Here is a 15,991-nt window from a genome sequence, read left to right as displayed (position 1 = left end):
GTTCCGCATCCTAAACGGCCCGTGGGGCCACAGCAGTACCTAGTTCACTTTTAACCCTCATGTCCTCGATAGGAATTGTCGCTCCGCAGACCATGGAATTTGCGGAACCCCTGCAGTTGCAAAGCGGCGCAACGCTGCGCGGCTATACGCTGATGTATGAAACCTATGGCGCCCTGAATGCCGACCGGTCCAACGCCGTGCTGGTGTGCCATGCGCTGAACGCCTCGCACCACGTGGCCGGCTACTATGCCGACGACCCGAAGAACGTGGGCTGGTGGGACAATATGGTCGGTCCCGGCAAGCCGCTCGATACCGATAAGTTCTTCGTCATCGGCATCAATAATCTCGGCTCCTGCTTCGGCTCCACCGGCCCGATGCACACCAATCCGGCCACCGGCAAACCTTACGGCGCTGCCTTCCCCGTGGTGACGGTGGAAGACTGGGTGAATGCCCAGGCATTGCTGGCCGACCGCCTCGGCATCAGGCAGTTCGCCGCCGTGATGGGCGGCTCGCTGGGCGGCATGCAGGCGCTGGCCTGGAGCATCATGTACCCGGACCGCCTGCGCCATTGCGTGGTGATCGCCTCCACGCCCAAGCTGTCGGCCCAGAACATCGCCTTCAACGACGTGGCCCGCCAGGCCATCCTGAGCGACCCGGATTACCGCGGCGGCGACTTCTATGAGCACGGCGTGGTGCCGAAGAACGGCCTGAAAGTGGCGCGCATGATCGGTCACATCACCTACCTGTCGGACGATGACATGGCGGAGAAGTTCGGCCGCAAGCTGCGCGACATGGCGGAAACGGGCAGCTACAAGTTCGGCTTCGGCATCGATTTCGAAATCGAATCGTACCTGCGCTACCAGGGCGACAAGTTCTCCGAGTACTTCGATGCCAACACCTACCTGCTGATCACCAAGGCGCTGGACTATTTCGACCCCGCGCGCGTGCATGACGGCGACCTTGCGAAGACGCTGGCCGGCACCAAAGCGAAATTCTTCCTCGCTTCCTTCACCACCGACTGGCGCTTCTCGCCCGAGCGCAGCCGCGAAATCGTGGAGGCGCTGCTGTGCAACCGCCGCGAAGTGACCTATGCCGAAATCGATGCGCCGCACGGCCACGATGCCTTCCTGCTTGACGATTCGCGCTACATGAATATGGTGCGCGCGTATTACGGACAAGTGTGGAACGACATCAGCAAGGAGGCAGCATGACTTTCGACGATCTGCGCCAGGCGCGTCCCGATCTCGCCTTCATTGCGCACTGGGTGAAGCCCGGCGCGCACGTGCTGGACGTGGGCTGCGGCGATGGCGTGATGATGGAATACCTGCAGAGCGACAAGCAATGCAGCGGCTACGGCCTGGAACTGGCGGACGACAAGGTGCTGGAAAGCACACGGCGCGGCGTGCGCGTGATCCAGCAGGATATGGAGAAGGGCCTCGGCATCTTCGGCGACAACTCCTTCGACACGGTGCTCTGCCTTTCCTCGCTGCAGATGATGAAGCATGTGGAAGACCTGCTGCGCGATATCGTGCGCGTGGGCCGTGAAGCCATTGTGTCCTTCCCCAACTTCGCCTACTGGCCGCACCGCGTGGCGCTGCTGAAAGGGCGCATGCCGGTGTCCGAGTCGCTGCCCTACGAGTGGTATGACACGCCGAACGTGCGCTGCGCCACCATCAAGGACTTCCGCGACCTGGCCGAAGAAGTGGGCCTGGATGTGCTGGAGTGCATCGCCCTGCAGGAAGGCCGCATGGTCGGCTTCCTGCCCAACCTGCGCGGCGACCTGGCCGTGTTCAGGCTGCGCAAGAAGGGCGCGCAGTAAGCTGTGCTATCGTGTGACGTGCCATGGCAATCTTTGTCAAAATGCCATGGCCGTCCCGAGACTATGCAATGAAGAACCTGAAACGTACTGCCGCCTTCCTGACACTCGCCACGTGCATGCAAGCCGCACCGGCACAGCAGCCTTTACCCCGCCAGCCCACCGACGGCATTCCCGTCACGAAGCTGTCGCCGCTGCGCCTCGCCGCGTCGGCGGACCAGATCGAGCAGCAGTCCAGCCTCCAGTACACGCAACTGCTGCAGCAGGCCAGCCAGCAGAACGCGCTGTTTCCCGATAACCATCCGCAGGTGCAGCGCCTGCGCGCCATCGCGAAGCGCATCATTCCGCATGTGGCGCGCTGGAATCCGGAAGCGCCGAACTGGAAATGGCAGGTCAACCTGCTGAACTCCGACCAGGTGAATGCCTTCTGCATGCCGGGCGGGCGCATCGCCTTCTACACCGGCATCCTCACCAAGCTCAATCTCACTGACGATGAAGCGGCGATGGTGATGGGGCACGAAATCGCGCACGCGCTGCGCGAACACGCCGCCAAGCGCACGGGAGAATCGCAGCTGGCGTCGGTCGCCAGCAAACTCGCCAGCCTCGGTCTGTCTGCCTATTTCGGCATCGACCCGCGCCTGACCGATGCGGCTGCAGGCACGGCGGCCAAACTGACCATCCTCAAGTTCTCGCGCGGCGAGGAAACGGAAGCGGACCTGGTGGGCATGGACCTTGCCGCGCGCGCCGGCTTCGATCCCCGCGCAGGCATCACGCTGTGGCAGAAGATGGGCGCCTCGAATTCGCGCCGCCCGATCGAGTTCATTTCCACCCACCCCAGCGGCGAGTCGCGCATCAATGAGATGAACAAGGCCATGCCGCTGGTGCTGCCGGTGTATGCGCGCACGCGCGGCACCACGGCGGCAGCGCTGCCGCCTTACCGCACCACGCCGCTGCCCAAGTCCTGAATGTCCTCCACCGTCAAGTTCCACGGCAGGGCGCCGCTGCCCATGCGCGACGGTGTCACGCCCAGCTATCTGTGGCTGCCGGAAGGGGATTGGCCGGACATGATCAGCTTCATGGCGGCCAACTATCCGGCGGTGACGGATGCGCAGTGGCGCGAGCGCATGGCGCGCGGCGATGTGGTGGACGCGGAAGGCAGGCCGCTGCGGCCGGACAGCCCCTACAAGCGCGGCCTGCGCATCTTTTATTACCGCGAGCTGGAACAGGAGACGCCGATTCCCTTCGAGGAGGAGCTGCTGTACCGGGACGAACATATCCTGGTGGTGGACAAGCCGCACTTCCTGCCCACCATTCCCAGCGGCCGCTTCCTGAAGGAGACCTTGCTGGTGCGCCTGCGCCGCAAGCTGGGCATAGAGGACCTGGCGCCGATCCACCGGCTGGACCGCGAGACGGCGGGGCTGGTGGTGTTCTCCTCCAACCTGGACAGCCGCGGCGCCTACCAGTCCTTGTTCCAGAAACGCCTGGTGCAGAAAGAGTATGAAGCGCTGGCCGGTCCGCTGCCGGGCCGCGAATTTCCCTTTACCTACCGCAGCCGCATGGTGGAAGGCGACAAGTTCTTCACGATGAAGGAGGAACCGGGCGAGCCGAATTCGGAGACGATGATCGATGTGGTGGAGCAGCGCGGCGCGCACGTGCTGTACCGCCTGTGGCCGCACACGGGGCGCCAGCACCAGCTGCGCGTGCACCTGGCCGCGCTGGGCATTCCCATTGTGAACGACGCCTTCTATCCGGTGGCGCTGCCCTGCAAGCAGGACGACGTGTCATCGCCCCTCAAGCTGCTGGCGCGCGCCATCAGCTTCCCCGATCCGCTGACCGGTGAGCTGCGCTACTTCGAAAGCCGGCGCAGCCTCTGATCAGGCGCCGTAGTCGGGCGTGCCAACGAGCGTGATGGCGTCCGCGATCTCGAGCGTGATGTTGTTGGCGGTATAGCTGTGGTAGCCGCCGCTGCTGCCGGTCGCGAGCCATGCCAGGTTGCCGATATTGACCGAATTCGCCGCGCTGCCGTCGATGCGCAGGCTGGTGATGCCAAGGCCAAATACCGCGGCGGAACTCAGCACGCTCAGTGAGCTGGTGTCGGCCAGGTCGATCCGCTCAATGTTATGCACCTTGCCGGCCCAGTCGCTGGCGTTCGCCGCCGTGTTGCCCATCACCACCAGCGCATCGGTGCCGCTGCCGCCATCGATGTAGCTGAATGGATCGGACAGCGCGATCGAGTCGTCGCCGCCGCGCGTGAACAGCACGCTCTGGCCGCCGCTGGTGCTGGTGCCGTCGTTGTACTCCGACACCACCGTCACGACGGACGAACCGGAAACGCCGCTGATGGCGTCGCCGATATTGCCGGCCGAGTCCACCACGCGCATCTGCAGCACGCTGAAAGGACCGTAGGGGCTGATGAATGACCAGTAGTCGCCGCTCTGGTTCCCCTCCAGCCAGGTACCGCCGCCATTGACTGAAAACTGGATGCGCGTACCGGTAATGTCGCCGTCGAGGCGGGCTTCAACCAGGCCGGTGCTGGTGTTAAAGGTCAGCACATCCATGTCCAGCACGGCCGTTGGCGGATCGGTATCCGGCACCACAGTCACGGTCAGCGTGGGGCTTTCCGCCGTGTTACCGGCTACATCGCTGACGCGCACATGGAGCTTGTGGGAGCCCTCAGCGAGGGTGGTCAGCGCGATGTCGATGTCGTCGATGTTGCCGTAGCTGTCGAAATCGGAAGCGGTGATGGTATGCGCGCCCAGCACGTCGCCGTTTTCATGGACGATGTTGACGACGTCGCCTGCGCGGTAGCCGCTTTCAGTGGCCAGCAGGGCGCGCACTGTGAGGTTGGTATTCGTCGTGATGTTGTCGGAGTTGCTGGCGCCGTCGTCGCTGCTGGACAGCAGGTCGGGGGCGCTGCCGAGGCCCGGGGCGGTGTTATCGATGGTCACCGTGAAGTAGCTGCTTGGGTTGCCCACGTTGCCCGCGCCATCCACGATACGGGTACTGATCTGGTGGGTGCCAAGCCCTGGCGTGATCGAGATGCCCTGGTTCAGTGTGCCGTTCTCGAAATCGCTCGCGGTCAGGGTGTGGGAGCCGAGTACGGTGGCGCTGGCATTAATCAGTTCGATGCGGTCACCCACATGCAGGGTGGGGATGTCGGGGGCCGAAATCATCGGCGTTACCGTGATGCTGGTGGCATTGGTGATGCCGTCCGCGATGCCATGGTCGTCCGCGGCCTCCATCTCCGGCGGCGAGCCCAGCGTGGGCGCCGTGGTCTGGTACACGACGTTGGTGTGGATCTCCTCGCCGTAGCCGGTAGGCGTGTGAACGCGCGCTACCACCAGGTGGTCGCCGCTGGTCAGCGTGGCGTCCAGCGACCAGGTTGTGCCGCTGACGTGGGCGACGGTCCAGGAGCTGCCGCCATCCAGCGACACTTCAATGAACTGGCCGGCGTACAGAGCGCCGTCGAAGCTGCCGGAGAAGGTCTGCGCCGCGACATTGGTAACGCCGTCCGCTGTGCCGCTGTCATTGCTGATGACGATGGTATGCAGCACGGCATCCAGGCCGAAATGCACGATGGTGTCCGCCACCAGCGGATGGGTGGTGGTGATGTTGCCGGCCGTGTCATACAGGAAGCCCAAAGACTCAAGCCGGTAGTGCGCGCCGTCGGCCAGCGCCGCCGTCAGCGTGACTTGCAGCGTGCTGGTCTCGGGAACCTCGGCCATCATCGCGGGCGTGATGGTGATCTCGCTGTTGTTGTCGAGGTTGATCAGCTTGAAGCCGGCCGGCCGCACGACTTCGCTGAAGTGCAGGTACAGCTTGGTCAGGTCGCTGCTGGTCTCCATGCCCTCGAAGTAGGCCGAGCTGCGGTCAATGCGCAGGTCCATGATATCGTTGCTGTGGCGGAGATTGCCGGCGACATCGCTGACGGCCACCGTCAGCGGGAAATGGCCGTCGGTGCTTTCGCCGAAATCATGGTCGGGGTCGAAGCTGAGATGGAAGGACAGCTTGCCGTAGCCCGCCAGGTCGGCTGCCGTGACCACGTGGGAAGCGCCGCGTTGCGGACCCAGTTCGTAGCCCTCATAGCCATCGTAGTAGAGATCGCGCAGGCTGATGATGTCGCCCGCCTGCAGGCCGCTCATATCATGCAGGTCCACATCGATGACGACGTCGGTGTACTGCGTGGCGCCATCGCCGGTATCGCCGGTATCGCTGCCGATATTGAGGGAGAGGGCGGCGTTATAGGGATCCCACTCCGGGGCCGTGTAGTCGATGACGAAGGTATTGGTCTGCGAGCCCTTCACCGCATCGCTGCCGGACACCAGGCGAGCCGTGATGGCGCCCGTGCCATTCAGTTCAGCATTCACCCAGAAATAATCCGGGCCTTCGTCTTCTTCACGGTGAGCGGTGACCCAGCTGCCGTTAACAAACACTTCCACCCGGTCGGTGGCGAGCGGCTCCTCGGACAGGTCGATATAGATGGTCTGCCAGCCTTCGTTCGTCACCAGGTCGCTGTTGCTGACGCCGCTGTCCCATTCAAAGCTGATCGTCAGGTCGACCGGGATCACAGGCGTGAAGTGGTAGCCGCCGGTTTGGGCAAGCCCGGTAAAAGTGGCGTTGCCCGTGTCCAGCACGGCGCCCGCGTCGATGACCACATGGTAATCCAGGCCCAGCTTCAGGTTCTCGCTGGGGTTGATGGTCAGCGTGCTGCCATTGATGCTCACTTCCGGGCTGCCGATGTCGATGACGCGCGTGTCGGAGGCGCCCACGATGCGGGTGTGCAGGCTGCCGTCGCGCCCCGTGTACGTCTGCGTGATGCCATCGGTAATGGTGATCTTGCCGCTGCCTGCATGGATTGCGCCGCTGAATTCGAAGGCAATATCGCCCGATGTCGTTAGCGGTCCGGACGGAGTGGTAACGGTGAGTGAGGATTTGGGCGGAAAATCGGCAGGCATGACAGCTCCGGAGAACACAATGGCGGTTGCATATCATAACAAAAACGCACCGTCAGTTTTCCTTTTGGAAACAATTTTTTCCTGCCGCTGTGGCGTTGCCGCCACGCATGGCACCCGGCCGGCCCTCAGGCCAGCAGGATGGTATCGCCGACGATGCTCAGGTTATCCGCCACGCGCAGCGTCGTGCCGCCGAGCAGGAAGACGTGGTAGCCGGCTACGGGCAGCAAGTCCAGCAGCCAGTTGTGATGGCCGATGTCCACCGTGCCGGAGCTGCCTTCAATGGTGAGCATGCCGCCGGCGATGGCGCCGGCGTTCGCCGGGCTGTAGGCCATCAGCGTGTTGATGCCGCTGCCGAGGTCGATCACCTCTACGCTGTCGAGTTTGCCGGCCAGGCTGGCCAGGTCCAGGCTTTGCCCGCTGCCCGTGATGTGCAGGGTATCGGTGCCGGAGCCGCCTTCGAAGCGCAGGAAGCCGGCATCGGCGCTGTCCAGCGTGTCGGCGCCGCCGTTGCCGAGCACGACAGCGCCGCTGCTGCCGGTGAAGCTGCCGGCGTAATTGTCGCCCACGTAGACCGGCGCGCCGCCCAGGTTGCCTGCCACGTCGCTGATCTGCACGCCGAGGTAGCCGCCCGTGCCCACGCCCGCATTGTGCGCATGCCATTTGCCGTCGCCTTCCAGCACCGCCTGCTGCCAGCTGCTGCCGCCGTCGGCACTGTATTCCACGATTGCGCCGGACGAGAGGCCGCTGGCGGCGATGGCGATATCGCTGTCGATGGCGAAGTTGTAGTCCAGGGTGCCGGCCGGCGCCGTGGTGTCCACGGTAAAGGCCGCGCTATTGCTGGCGACGGCGCTTGGCGCTTCCGAGGCATTCCATTGCTGGATCTTTACCTGGCCTGCAGCGTACGTGCCCTCGGCCAGCGTGAAGCTGCTGCCGCTGCCGTCAAGCCAGGTGCTGCCGCCATTGGTCGAGTATTTCCAGTGGCCGCCGGACTCCAGCCCGGATACGGAGAAGCTGCTGTCGGCCGTGATGCGGTCGGCGCCGTAGCCGCCGCTCATCGGGCTGCTGTCGGTGAAGACCATGGCCGGCGTGGCGACTGCGGAAACCGTGTTGCCCAGCAGGCTGATGCCGCTCTTGACCAGCAGGCTCATGCCGCCCGCGGTCAGGGTGCTGTAGCCGGCGCTGGTGCCGCCCAGCGTCCACAGGCCTTCGCCGATGTCCAGGATGCTGCCGCTGTCGCCGTCGATCTTCAGGGTGCTGCCGCCGGCAATGGCCTGCAGCGCCGCCGCGTCGTGCACGGTCAGCGAATTGCCGCTGCCGAGGGCAATGGTTTCCACGTTCAGCAGCTTGCCCTGCCAGCCGGCGGCATCCAGATCGAGACCGCTGCCGGACAGGCGCAGCGTGTCGCTGTCGCCGCCGCCGTCGATGTAGCGGAAGCTGCCGTCGGCGGTGGAGAACAGGTCGTTGCCGCCGCGCGCCAGCAGGATGCTGTCGTGGCCGGTGGCAAATTCGCTGCCGCCGTAGCCGTCGCCGATGAAGACCGTATAGGCGCCGGGCGCCGCGGCGAAGCCGTTGTCGGCCACGTTGCCCGCCAGGTCGGCCACGCGCAGGCCGATGTAGCCGCCCATGGCCAGATTGCCGGACGCCGTCCACACCGTGTGCACCCCGTCGGGCGTCGCGCTGCTCCAGCTGCCGCCGCCATCCAGCGTGTACTGCACCAGGGCGCCGCCCACCGTGCCGCCGAGGCGGATATCGCCGATGGTGAGGCTGGTGGCGCCGAGGCCGAAGAAGTTGTCCACTTCGGCGAAGTCGATGGTGGCCGTGGGCGCGCTGCTGTCGATGGTGATGGCGGAACCGTTGCTGACGATGGCGCTGTAGTTATTGTCGGCGGTCCACTGCTGCACCTTGATCTGGCCCGCGGCGTAGCTGCTGTTGGCCGCCAGGTGCAGGTGGGCGTCGCTGCTGTCGCCCCAGGTCCAGCTGGCGCCGCCGTCCAGCGAATACTTCCAGCGGCCGCCGCTGTCCAGGCTGCCGATGTTCAGCTGGCCGTTGCTGGTGATGAAGTCGCCGCCGGCGCCGGTGTCGTCCTGCAGCGCGAGGGTCGGGTCCAGCACGATGGTGCCGGTCGCGGTGGTGGTAAAGCTGAGCACCACATCGTCCACCTCATAGACCTTGTTGCCCGCGTAGTCGCCCAGGCCGCTGCTGGCCGTCAGCGTGTAGTGGGTGCTGTTCTGCAGGCCTGCATGCAGCAGGATGTCCAGCGCGTGCGTGGCGCTGTCATACATGTAGTGGCTGGGCGCAGCCTCGCCGTTGAATTCCTGGACTTCGGTGCCCGCGTCGTTGGCGAGGCGGAAGCTGGTGCCCACGTTGAGATACACGTCCTCATCGAAGCGCAGCGTGATGGCGGCCAGGTTGGCGCCCGTGCCGGCGGCGGTTGGCGTGGTGCTCACCACCACCGGCGCCGTGTGGTCGACGCGGATATCCAGCGCATCGCTGGCCGCGCCGTGGCCGCTCTGCGCCAGGTTGCCGATGCGGACCTTGATCGAGTGCGCGTCGCCCTGTGAAATCGAGCCATCGATGAGATCGATGGTGAGGTTCCCAGCCAGATACTGGCCTGACGCGCCGAGGTCGGCCGCCGTCAGCACATAGTGGCCCAGCACAATATTGTCGTTGCTGTTGTCGAAGATCTCGACCACATCGCCGGCCTGCAGGCCGGTCACGCCGGCCATGTCCACGCGCAGCGTGGGCTGGCTTTCGGCGGTCAGGTTGTCGGTATGGCTGTAGCCGGTGTCGCAGCCGTCCAGCAGATCCAGGCGGTCGCCGGACAGGCTGGCGGACGGTGCGCCGGTGTCCACCTGGTAAGCCTTGCTGGTGATGGCTTTCACGGTGCTGCCGCTGGCATCCACGATGCGCGTCTGCACCACGCCGCTGTCGCCCAGCGTGACGCCGCTGCGCGCCCACTGCGTGCCGTCCCACAGGGCATCGGCCCAGTTGCCGTCGATGCCGATCTGGATCTTGTCGCCGCCGCTCAGCGCGGCGCCGTAAGTCACGCGCACGGTCTGGCTGGCGTAGCGGGTGATGAAGTCGGTGGCGGAGTAGCCGCTGTCGCTGCTCAGGGTGGTGCTCAGCGTGACGGCCGAGCTGAACGCCACCGAGGCGCCGCTGCCGATGGCATTGCCCGCCGTGTCCTGCTGCGCGCCGGAGGCATTGAAGCTGATGCTGCCGCTGCCCGCCAGGTTGGTGCTGGTGAAGGTGCCGGTCCAGGTAAGGCCATCCGCAGACACGCTCAGGCCGTCCAGGTGGCCGCCTACCGTGCTGAAATCGGCGGCGCTCAGCGGCGCCTGCAGTTTTTCCGTCAGCACCAGGGTCAGGGTGGCGGTGTCGCCTGCTTCCAGCGACGTATCGCTCAAGGCCAGCGAGGCCACCGCCGGAGCGATGGCGTCCACCTTGTATTCCTGCTCCAGCGCCGAGGTGCTGGTGCTGCCGTTGCTGACGCGCGCCGCCAGCGTGTTGCTGCCCGCCGGCAGCGTGCCCACCAGCGACCAGCTGCCGCTGGCGGCGCTCGCCGTGTGCCAGCTGGCGCCGTTGTCGAAAGAGACCTCCACATATTCGCCCGCATGCAGGGTGCCGCTGTAATTGCCGCTGATGGACTGCACGCTGTGCGCGGTGATGAAGTCGCTGCTGCTGGCGCCGGTGTCGTCGCTGATGTCGATCGAGGTCACGGTGGCGTTCAGCAGTACCGGCGCGCTGGTCTCGAAGTGGAACTGGCTGGTGTCGCTGAGGCCGCTGAAGGCATTGCCGGCGATGTCCGTGATGGCGCCCTTGGTGGCCGTGACCGAGTAGTTCAGGCCACCTTTCAGCGGCGCGTCCAGCGTGATGGTGACGGTGTTGCCCGAGATGCTGACCTGGCCGTCCGCCACCGGGAACGTGCGCGTGTCGCTGGCGCCCACGATGCGGCTGCCGGGCTGGCCGTCGCGCCCGATATAGGACTGCGTGATGCCGTCCGTCACCGTGAAGCTGCCCGTGCCCGCTTTTACCGCCTCGGTGAACTGCAGCACGATGACCGTCCCCACGGCCACGCCGCTGCCGTTATTGGACGGCGAAACGCTCAGCAGGTTGGGGGCGGTGGTGTCGAGGGTGGGCATGATGACTCCGGATGGGAAAGCAGGTTCGGTACGTCATCATATGAAGACTGCCAGAAATTTGCTCTACAGAAATGTCCCGACTTTGTCGCGATTATGTAATCGCGACAAGCAAGCTTAATTAAATGCTACTGGATCAGCGCGGATAATCGATGATCAGCGGCGCGTGGTCGCTGAAGCGCTCATCCTTGTACACATGGACCGTTTTGGCGCAGCCGGCAATGCCCGGGGTCGCCACGTGGTAGTCGATGCGCCAGCCCACGTCCTTTGCATAGGCCTGGCCGCGGTTGCTCCACCAGGTATAGTGCGCTTCGTTCGGCGCCAGGCCGCGGTGCACGTCCACGAAGCCCACTTCATCGAACACACGGGTCAGCCAGGCGCGTTCCTCGGGCAGGAAGCCGGAATTCTTCAGGTTGCCCTTCCAGTTCTTCAGGTCGATTTCCTTGTGCGCGATATTCCAGTCGCCGCAGATCACCACTTCCCGCCCTTCGGCGCGCAGCTGCATCAGGTGCGGCAGGAACAGTTCCATGAAGCGGAACTTGGCTTCCTGGCGTTCCGGCGAGGAGGAGCCGGAAGGGCAGTACACCGAAATGATGGTGAGGTCGCCGAAATCGGCGCGCACATAGCGGCCTTCGGCATCGAATTCAGGGCTGCCGAAGCCGATCTTGACGGTATCCGGCGCAATCTTGCTGTAAATGCCAGTGCCCGAATACCCCTTCTTCTCCGCATAGTGGAAATGGCCATGGTAGCCATGGGGATTGAGGAACTCCTCGGTCATGTCGCCGGCCTGGGCCTTGAGCTCCTGCACGCAGATGAAGTCGGCGTCCTGCTTGCCCATCCAGTTGAAGAAACCCTTTTTGGCGGCGGAACGGATGCCGTTGAGATTGGCGGAAATGATTTTTGGCATAGGGAGGGCTTAAAATACCAGTACTTTGAACTTTGGATGGAGCATCATGAGCAACTTGCGGCAAGAGTTTATCGCGTTTTCCGTTTCGGCGGGAGTGTTGAAATTTGGCGAGTTTACGACCAAGGCGGGACGCCAGTCGCCGTACTTCTTCAACGCCGGCCTGTTCCATGATGGCGCCACGCTGGCCCGGCTCGCGCAGTTCTATGCGCAGACGCTGCTGGACTCCGGCGTCCAGTTCGACATGCTGTTCGGCCCGGCCTACAAGGGCATTACCCTGGCGTCGGCTACCGCCATGGCGCTGGCCGGCAAGGGCCGCAATACCTCCTTCGCCTACAACCGCAAGGAAGCCAAGGACCACGGCGAAGGCGGCACCCTGGTGGGCGCCAAGCTGCAGGGCAAGGTGGTGATCATCGACGACGTGATCTCGGCCGGCACCTCGGTGCGCGAATCGGTGGAGATGATCCGGGCAGCGGGCGCCGAGCCCTGCGCCGTGCTGATTGCGCTGGACCGCATGGAGCGCGGCGGCAAGGACGGCCAGCTGTCGCCGCTGTCCGCCGTGCAGGAAGTGAGCCGGAACTATGGCATTCCGGTCATCTCGATCGGCAACCTGGCCGACCTGTTTACCTATCTGTCGGCCGACCCGGCCCTGGCCCGGTACAAGGATGCCGTGGCCGCCTACCGCCAGCAATACGGGGTCGCCTAACTTTTTCTGCGCCGTGTGCTAGACTGGAATTGCTTTGAATCAACTATATAAATGGGGCATCAATGAACATCGCAACCCTCAAAGTATACGGAGACGAAACGGCACTGGCCGACGTGCGCGACGGCCTGCCCAGCGAGCCGGAGCATAGCTGGTCCAAGGGCGATGTGCGCCCCGACGGCCGGGTGCGCATCGATTCCGGCTTTTACGTAAGCCTGGCGGCGGAACAGGATTCGATCGAGCTGCTGAAGCAGATCCGCGCCTGGCTGCACGAATGCGAGGCGCGCGGCGTAACCTTCGACGTGCCGCGCCTGGCGGCCGAGCTGCGGGTGGCCTTCACCACCTCGGCCGACGACGAAGCCGGCGCCGTCAGCCTCGATTTCACCATCGCCGACCTGACCCTGCTGGTCAATATGGGCATCACGCTCAGCATCACGAATTAAAAAAAAAGGACGCCGAAGCGTCCTTTTTTGTTTCAGCCTGCGAGCTTCTGCTTGAGAAGCTCGGTCAGCTGGGCCGGGTTGGCCTTGCCCCTGGAGGCTTTCATCGCCTGCCCGATCAGGGCGTTGATGGCCGCTTCCTTGCCTGCGCGGTACTGCTCCACCGATTTCTCGTTGTTGGCAATGACCTCGTTGACGATGGCTTCCAGCGCGCCGCTGTCCGAGATCTGCTTCAGGCCCTTCTGCTCGATGATCACGTCGACCAGGTTCTCGTCGTCCGAATTGGCTTCCCACATCGCGCCGAACACTTCCTTCGCGATCTTGTTGGAGATGGTGCCGTCGGCGATGCGCTTGAGCATCAGGGCCAGCTGCGCCGGCTTCACCGGCGCGGCGGCGATGTCCACATCGTTGCGGTTCAGGGTGGAGGATACGTCGCCCATCAGCCAGTTCGCGGCGGCCTTGGCATTCTCCTGGCCCGCTTTGGCCACCACGGCTTCGAAGTAATGCGCCATGGCCTTGGACGAAGTGAGCACCAGCGAGTCGTACTCCGGCAGCTTGTATTCCTCCACGAAGCGCGCGCGCATCACGGCCGGCAGCTCCGGCATGCTTTCCTTCACGCGCTCGATCCATTCCTGTGAAATCGCCAGCGGCGGCAGGTCGGGGTCGGGGAAGTAGCGGTAGTCCTGCGCGTCTTCCTTGCTGCGCATGGCGCGCGTTTCCTTCTTGTCCGGATCGTAGAGGCGGGTGGCCTGCTGCACCTTGCCGCCGTCTTCGATCAGTTCGATCTGGCGCCGCACCTCCACGTTCACCGCTTCTTCGATGAAGCGGAAGCTGTTCAGGTTCTTGATCTCGCAGCGGGTGCCGAATTCCGCCTGGCCTTTCGGGCGCACGGACACGTTCACGTCGCAGCGGAAGGAGCCTTCCTGCATATTGCCGTCGCAAATGCCGAGCCACATCACGAGGCCGTGCAGGGCCTTGGCATAAGCCACGGCTTCCTGCGCGCTGCGGATTTCCGGCTCGGACACGATTTCCAGCAGCGGCGTGCCGGCGCGGTTCAGGTCAATGCCCGACATGCCGTGGTAGTCCTCGTGCAGCGACTTGCCTGCATCCTCTTCGAGGTGGGCGCGGGTCAGGTTCACGGTCTTGGTGACAAACTTGCCGTCCTTCTCGTAGCCGAAGGTCAGCGAACCGCCTTGCACCACCGGATCTTCGAACTGGCTGATCTGGTAGCCCTTCGGCAGGTCGGGGTAGAAGTAGTTCTTGCGCGCGAACACGGACTGCGGCGCGATTTTGGCGCCCACGGCCAGGCCGAAGCGGATGGCGCGGTCCACTGCCTGCTTGTTCATCACCGGCAGCACGCCCGGCAGGGCCAGGTCCACAGGGCTGGCCTGCGTGTTCGGTTCGGCGCCGAATCTGGTCGGCGAACCGCTGAAGATTTTGGAGTCGGTCGTGAGCTGAACGTGGTTCTCAAGACCGATAACGACTTCCCATTCCATAGTTTTTCCTTTGTTCTTCTCAGATGCCCTGCGGCGCGCGCTGGTGCCAGTCGGTGGCTTGCTGGTATTGGTGGGCGATGTTCAGCAGCTTCGCTTCATTGAAGTAGTTGCCGATGATCTGCAGGCCCACGGGGCGATTGGCGTTCTTTTCGCCTTCGCCGAAACCGACAGGGATCGACATGCCGGGCAGGCCCGCCAGGCTGGTGGACAGGGTGAAGATGTCGGCCAGGTAGTTCGCCACCGGGTCGTCGGCTTTCGAGCCCAGGTCCCATGCCACGGTGGGCGCCACGGGGCCCATGATCACGTCGCAGACCGCATTGTCGCCGTCCAGCACGTTCGCGAAATCCTGCGCGATCTTGCGGCGGATCTTCTGCGCCTTCAGGTAATAGGCATCGTAATAGCCGTGGCACAGCACATAGGTGCCGACCATGATGCGGCGCTGCACTTCGGGACCGAAGCCTTCGGCGCGGGTCTTGCGGTACATGTCGCCGAGATCCTTGTATTCGCTGGCGCGGTGGCCGAAGCGCACGCCGTCGAAGCGCGACAGGTTGGACGAGGCTTCCGCCGGGGCGATCATGTAGTAGGCTGGAATGGACAGCGCGGTATTCGGCAGCGAGATGTCCACCAGCGTGGCGCCCAGCTTCACGAACTGCTCCAGCGCGGCGCGCACGGCTTTCTCCACGTCGGCCGCCAGGCCTTCGCCGAAGTATTCCTTCGGCACGCCGATGCGCAGGCCGGTCAAAGGCTTGTTCAGGTCGCGCGTGTAGTCTTCGGCCACATTGCCCTGTTCCGGCGTGAGGCTGGTGGAGTCGCGCTCGTCGAAGCCGGTCATGGCGTTCAGCAGCAGCGCGCAATCTTCGGCGGTTTGTGCCATCGGGCCTGCCTGGTCCAGCGAGGAGGCGAAGGCGATCATGCCGAAGCGCGAGGCGCGGCCGTAGGTCGGCTTGATGCCGGTAATGCCGCAGAACGAAGCGGGCTGGCGGATCGAGCCGCCGGTGTCGGTGCCGGTGGCGGCCGGCGCAATGCGCGCGGCGACTGCGGCAGCGGAACCGCCGGAGGAGCCGCCCGGAATGGCTGCCTTGTCCCATGGGTTCTTCACCAGGCCGAAGGCCGAGTTTTCATTCGAGGAGCCCATCGCGAACTCGTCGCAATTCAGCTTGCCCAGCGTGACCATGCCGGCGTCCTGCAGCTTCTGCACCACGGTGGCGTCGAATGGGCTCACGTAGTTGGCCAGCATCTTCGAGCCGGCGGTGGAACGCCAGCCCCTGGTGACGAAGATGTCCTTGTGCGCGATGGGCACGCCGGTCAGCGGGGTGGCGGTGCCGGCGGCGATGCGCTGGTCGGCCTCCGCGGCCTGGGCCAGCGTCAGCGCACGGTCCACGTGCAGGAAGGCGTTCAGGTCGCTTTTCTCGATGCGGTCGAGGAAGAGGGTGGCCAGCTCGGTGGCGCTGACCTGCTTCGATTGCAGCAGCGCGGACAGCTCTTTAATGGTCTTGGTATGCATAGCTTCTAAGTCGGTTCGGTGGACGAAAGATCAA

10 protein-coding genes and 1 pseudogene are annotated in these 15,991 nt (G+C 64.3%); 6 read left to right on the top strand and 5 right to left on the bottom strand.

The window, feature by feature from the left end; genetic code table 11:
* Positions 1-59: 59 nt before the first annotated feature.
* The 4 genes from metX to ACJRPG_RS23040 all read left to right on the top strand — a co-directional run bounded on the left by metX (position 60) and on the right by ACJRPG_RS23040 (position 3,690).
* Positions 60-1,211, top strand: a complete 1,152-nt coding sequence (metX, locus tag ACJRPG_RS23055; protein WP_408002449.1) for a homoserine O-succinyltransferase MetX — start codon at positions 60-62, stop codon at positions 1,209-1,211.
* Positions 1,208-1,819 carry a methionine biosynthesis protein MetW gene (gene metW, locus ACJRPG_RS23050; RefSeq protein ID WP_408002448.1) on the top strand — a complete coding sequence of 204 codons (612 nt, stop codon included), beginning with the start codon at positions 1,208-1,210 and terminating at the stop codon, positions 1,817-1,819. Before metX ends, metW begins: the two co-directional genes overlap by 4 nt.
* Positions 1,820-1,887: 68 nt before the next feature.
* Complete coding sequence (locus tag ACJRPG_RS23045; RefSeq protein WP_408002447.1) at positions 1,888-2,781, top strand: M48 family metallopeptidase; 894 nt, start codon at positions 1,888-1,890, stop codon at positions 2,779-2,781.
* Positions 2,782-3,690 carry a pseudouridine synthase gene (locus ACJRPG_RS23040; protein ID WP_408002446.1) on the top strand — a complete coding sequence of 303 codons (909 nt, stop codon included), beginning with the start codon at positions 2,782-2,784 and terminating at the stop codon, positions 3,688-3,690.
* On the opposite strand, the gene ACJRPG_RS23035 is transcribed toward ACJRPG_RS23040, so the two are convergent.
* The 3 genes from ACJRPG_RS23035 to ACJRPG_RS23025 form a co-directional block, all read right to left on the bottom strand.
* Complete coding sequence (locus ACJRPG_RS23035; protein WP_408002445.1) at positions 3,691-6,771, bottom strand: Ig-like domain-containing protein; 3,081 nt, start codon at positions 6,769-6,771, stop codon at positions 3,691-3,693.
* A 125-nt stretch (positions 6,772-6,896) separates the two neighbouring features.
* Complete coding sequence (locus tag ACJRPG_RS23030; RefSeq protein ID WP_408002444.1) at positions 6,897-10,913, bottom strand: beta strand repeat-containing protein; 4,017 nt, start codon at positions 10,911-10,913, stop codon at positions 6,897-6,899.
* A 133-nt stretch (positions 10,914-11,046) separates the two neighbouring features.
* Positions 11,047-11,817 carry an exodeoxyribonuclease III gene (locus ACJRPG_RS23025; RefSeq protein ID WP_408002443.1) on the bottom strand — a complete coding sequence of 257 codons (771 nt, stop codon included), beginning with the start codon at positions 11,815-11,817 and terminating at the stop codon, positions 11,047-11,049.
* 46 nt (positions 11,818-11,863) lie between these two features.
* Between ACJRPG_RS23025 and pyrE the strand changes: the two genes are divergently transcribed.
* A complete protein-coding gene (gene pyrE, locus ACJRPG_RS23020; protein WP_408002442.1) occupies positions 11,864-12,520 on the top strand; it encodes an orotate phosphoribosyltransferase in 657 nt (218 codons plus the stop codon).
* A gap of 62 nt (positions 12,521-12,582) precedes the next feature.
* Positions 12,583-12,960, top strand: coding sequence for a hypothetical protein (locus ACJRPG_RS23015; protein ID WP_408002441.1), 378 nt, complete (start codon positions 12,583-12,585; stop codon positions 12,958-12,960).
* 32 nt (positions 12,961-12,992) lie between these two features.
* On the opposite strand, the pseudogene gatB reads toward ACJRPG_RS23015, so the two are convergent.
* Both gatB and gatA read right to left on the bottom strand, forming a co-directional pair.
* Positions 12,993-14,456: pseudogene (gene gatB / locus ACJRPG_RS23010) on the bottom strand (Asp-tRNA(Asn)/Glu-tRNA(Gln) amidotransferase subunit GatB); the annotation flags it as partial.
* 16 nt (positions 14,457-14,472) lie between these two features.
* Positions 14,473-15,957, bottom strand: a complete 1,485-nt coding sequence (gene gatA / locus ACJRPG_RS23005) for an Asp-tRNA(Asn)/Glu-tRNA(Gln) amidotransferase subunit GatA (protein WP_408002440.1) — start codon at positions 15,955-15,957, stop codon at positions 14,473-14,475.
* Positions 15,958-15,991 lie beyond the last annotated feature (34 nt).

Origin of the sequence: Pseudoduganella rhizocola (genome assembly GCF_045984285.3) — a bacterium.
In the GTDB taxonomy this organism is placed as follows: domain Bacteria; phylum Pseudomonadota; class Gammaproteobacteria; order Burkholderiales; family Burkholderiaceae_D; genus Rugamonas.
The sequence above is the reverse complement of the archived record's forward strand: the minus strand, read 5'-3'. Positions and strand labels throughout refer to the sequence as shown.

What these genes read in the sequence shown, in the direction of transcription:
- metX (WP_408002449.1), top strand. Translation starts at nt 60, where the DNA reads ATGTCCTCGATAGGAATTGTCGCTCCGCAGACCATGGAATTTGCGGAA.
- metW (WP_408002448.1), top strand. Translation starts at nt 1,208, where the DNA reads ATGACTTTCGACGATCTGCGCCAGGCGCGTCCCGATCTCGCCTTCATT.
- ACJRPG_RS23045 (WP_408002447.1), top strand. Translation starts at nt 1,888, where the DNA reads ATGAAGAACCTGAAACGTACTGCCGCCTTCCTGACACTCGCCACGTGC.
- ACJRPG_RS23040 (WP_408002446.1), top strand. Translation starts at nt 2,782, where the DNA reads ATGTCCTCCACCGTCAAGTTCCACGGCAGGGCGCCGCTGCCCATGCGC.
- ACJRPG_RS23035 (WP_408002445.1), bottom strand. Translation starts at nt 6,771, where the DNA reads ATGCCTGCCGATTTTCCGCCCAAATCCTCACTCACCGTTACCACTCCG.
- ACJRPG_RS23030 (WP_408002444.1), bottom strand. Translation starts at nt 10,913, where the DNA reads ATGCCCACCCTCGACACCACCGCCCCCAACCTGCTGAGCGTTTCGCCG.
- ACJRPG_RS23025 (WP_408002443.1), bottom strand. Translation starts at nt 11,817, where the DNA reads ATGCCAAAAATCATTTCCGCCAATCTCAACGGCATCCGTTCCGCCGCC.
- pyrE (WP_408002442.1), top strand. Translation starts at nt 11,864, where the DNA reads ATGAGCAACTTGCGGCAAGAGTTTATCGCGTTTTCCGTTTCGGCGGGA.
- ACJRPG_RS23015 (WP_408002441.1), top strand. Translation starts at nt 12,583, where the DNA reads ATGAACATCGCAACCCTCAAAGTATACGGAGACGAAACGGCACTGGCC.
- gatA (WP_408002440.1), bottom strand. Translation starts at nt 15,957, where the DNA reads ATGCATACCAAGACCATTAAAGAGCTGTCCGCGCTGCTGCAATCGAAG.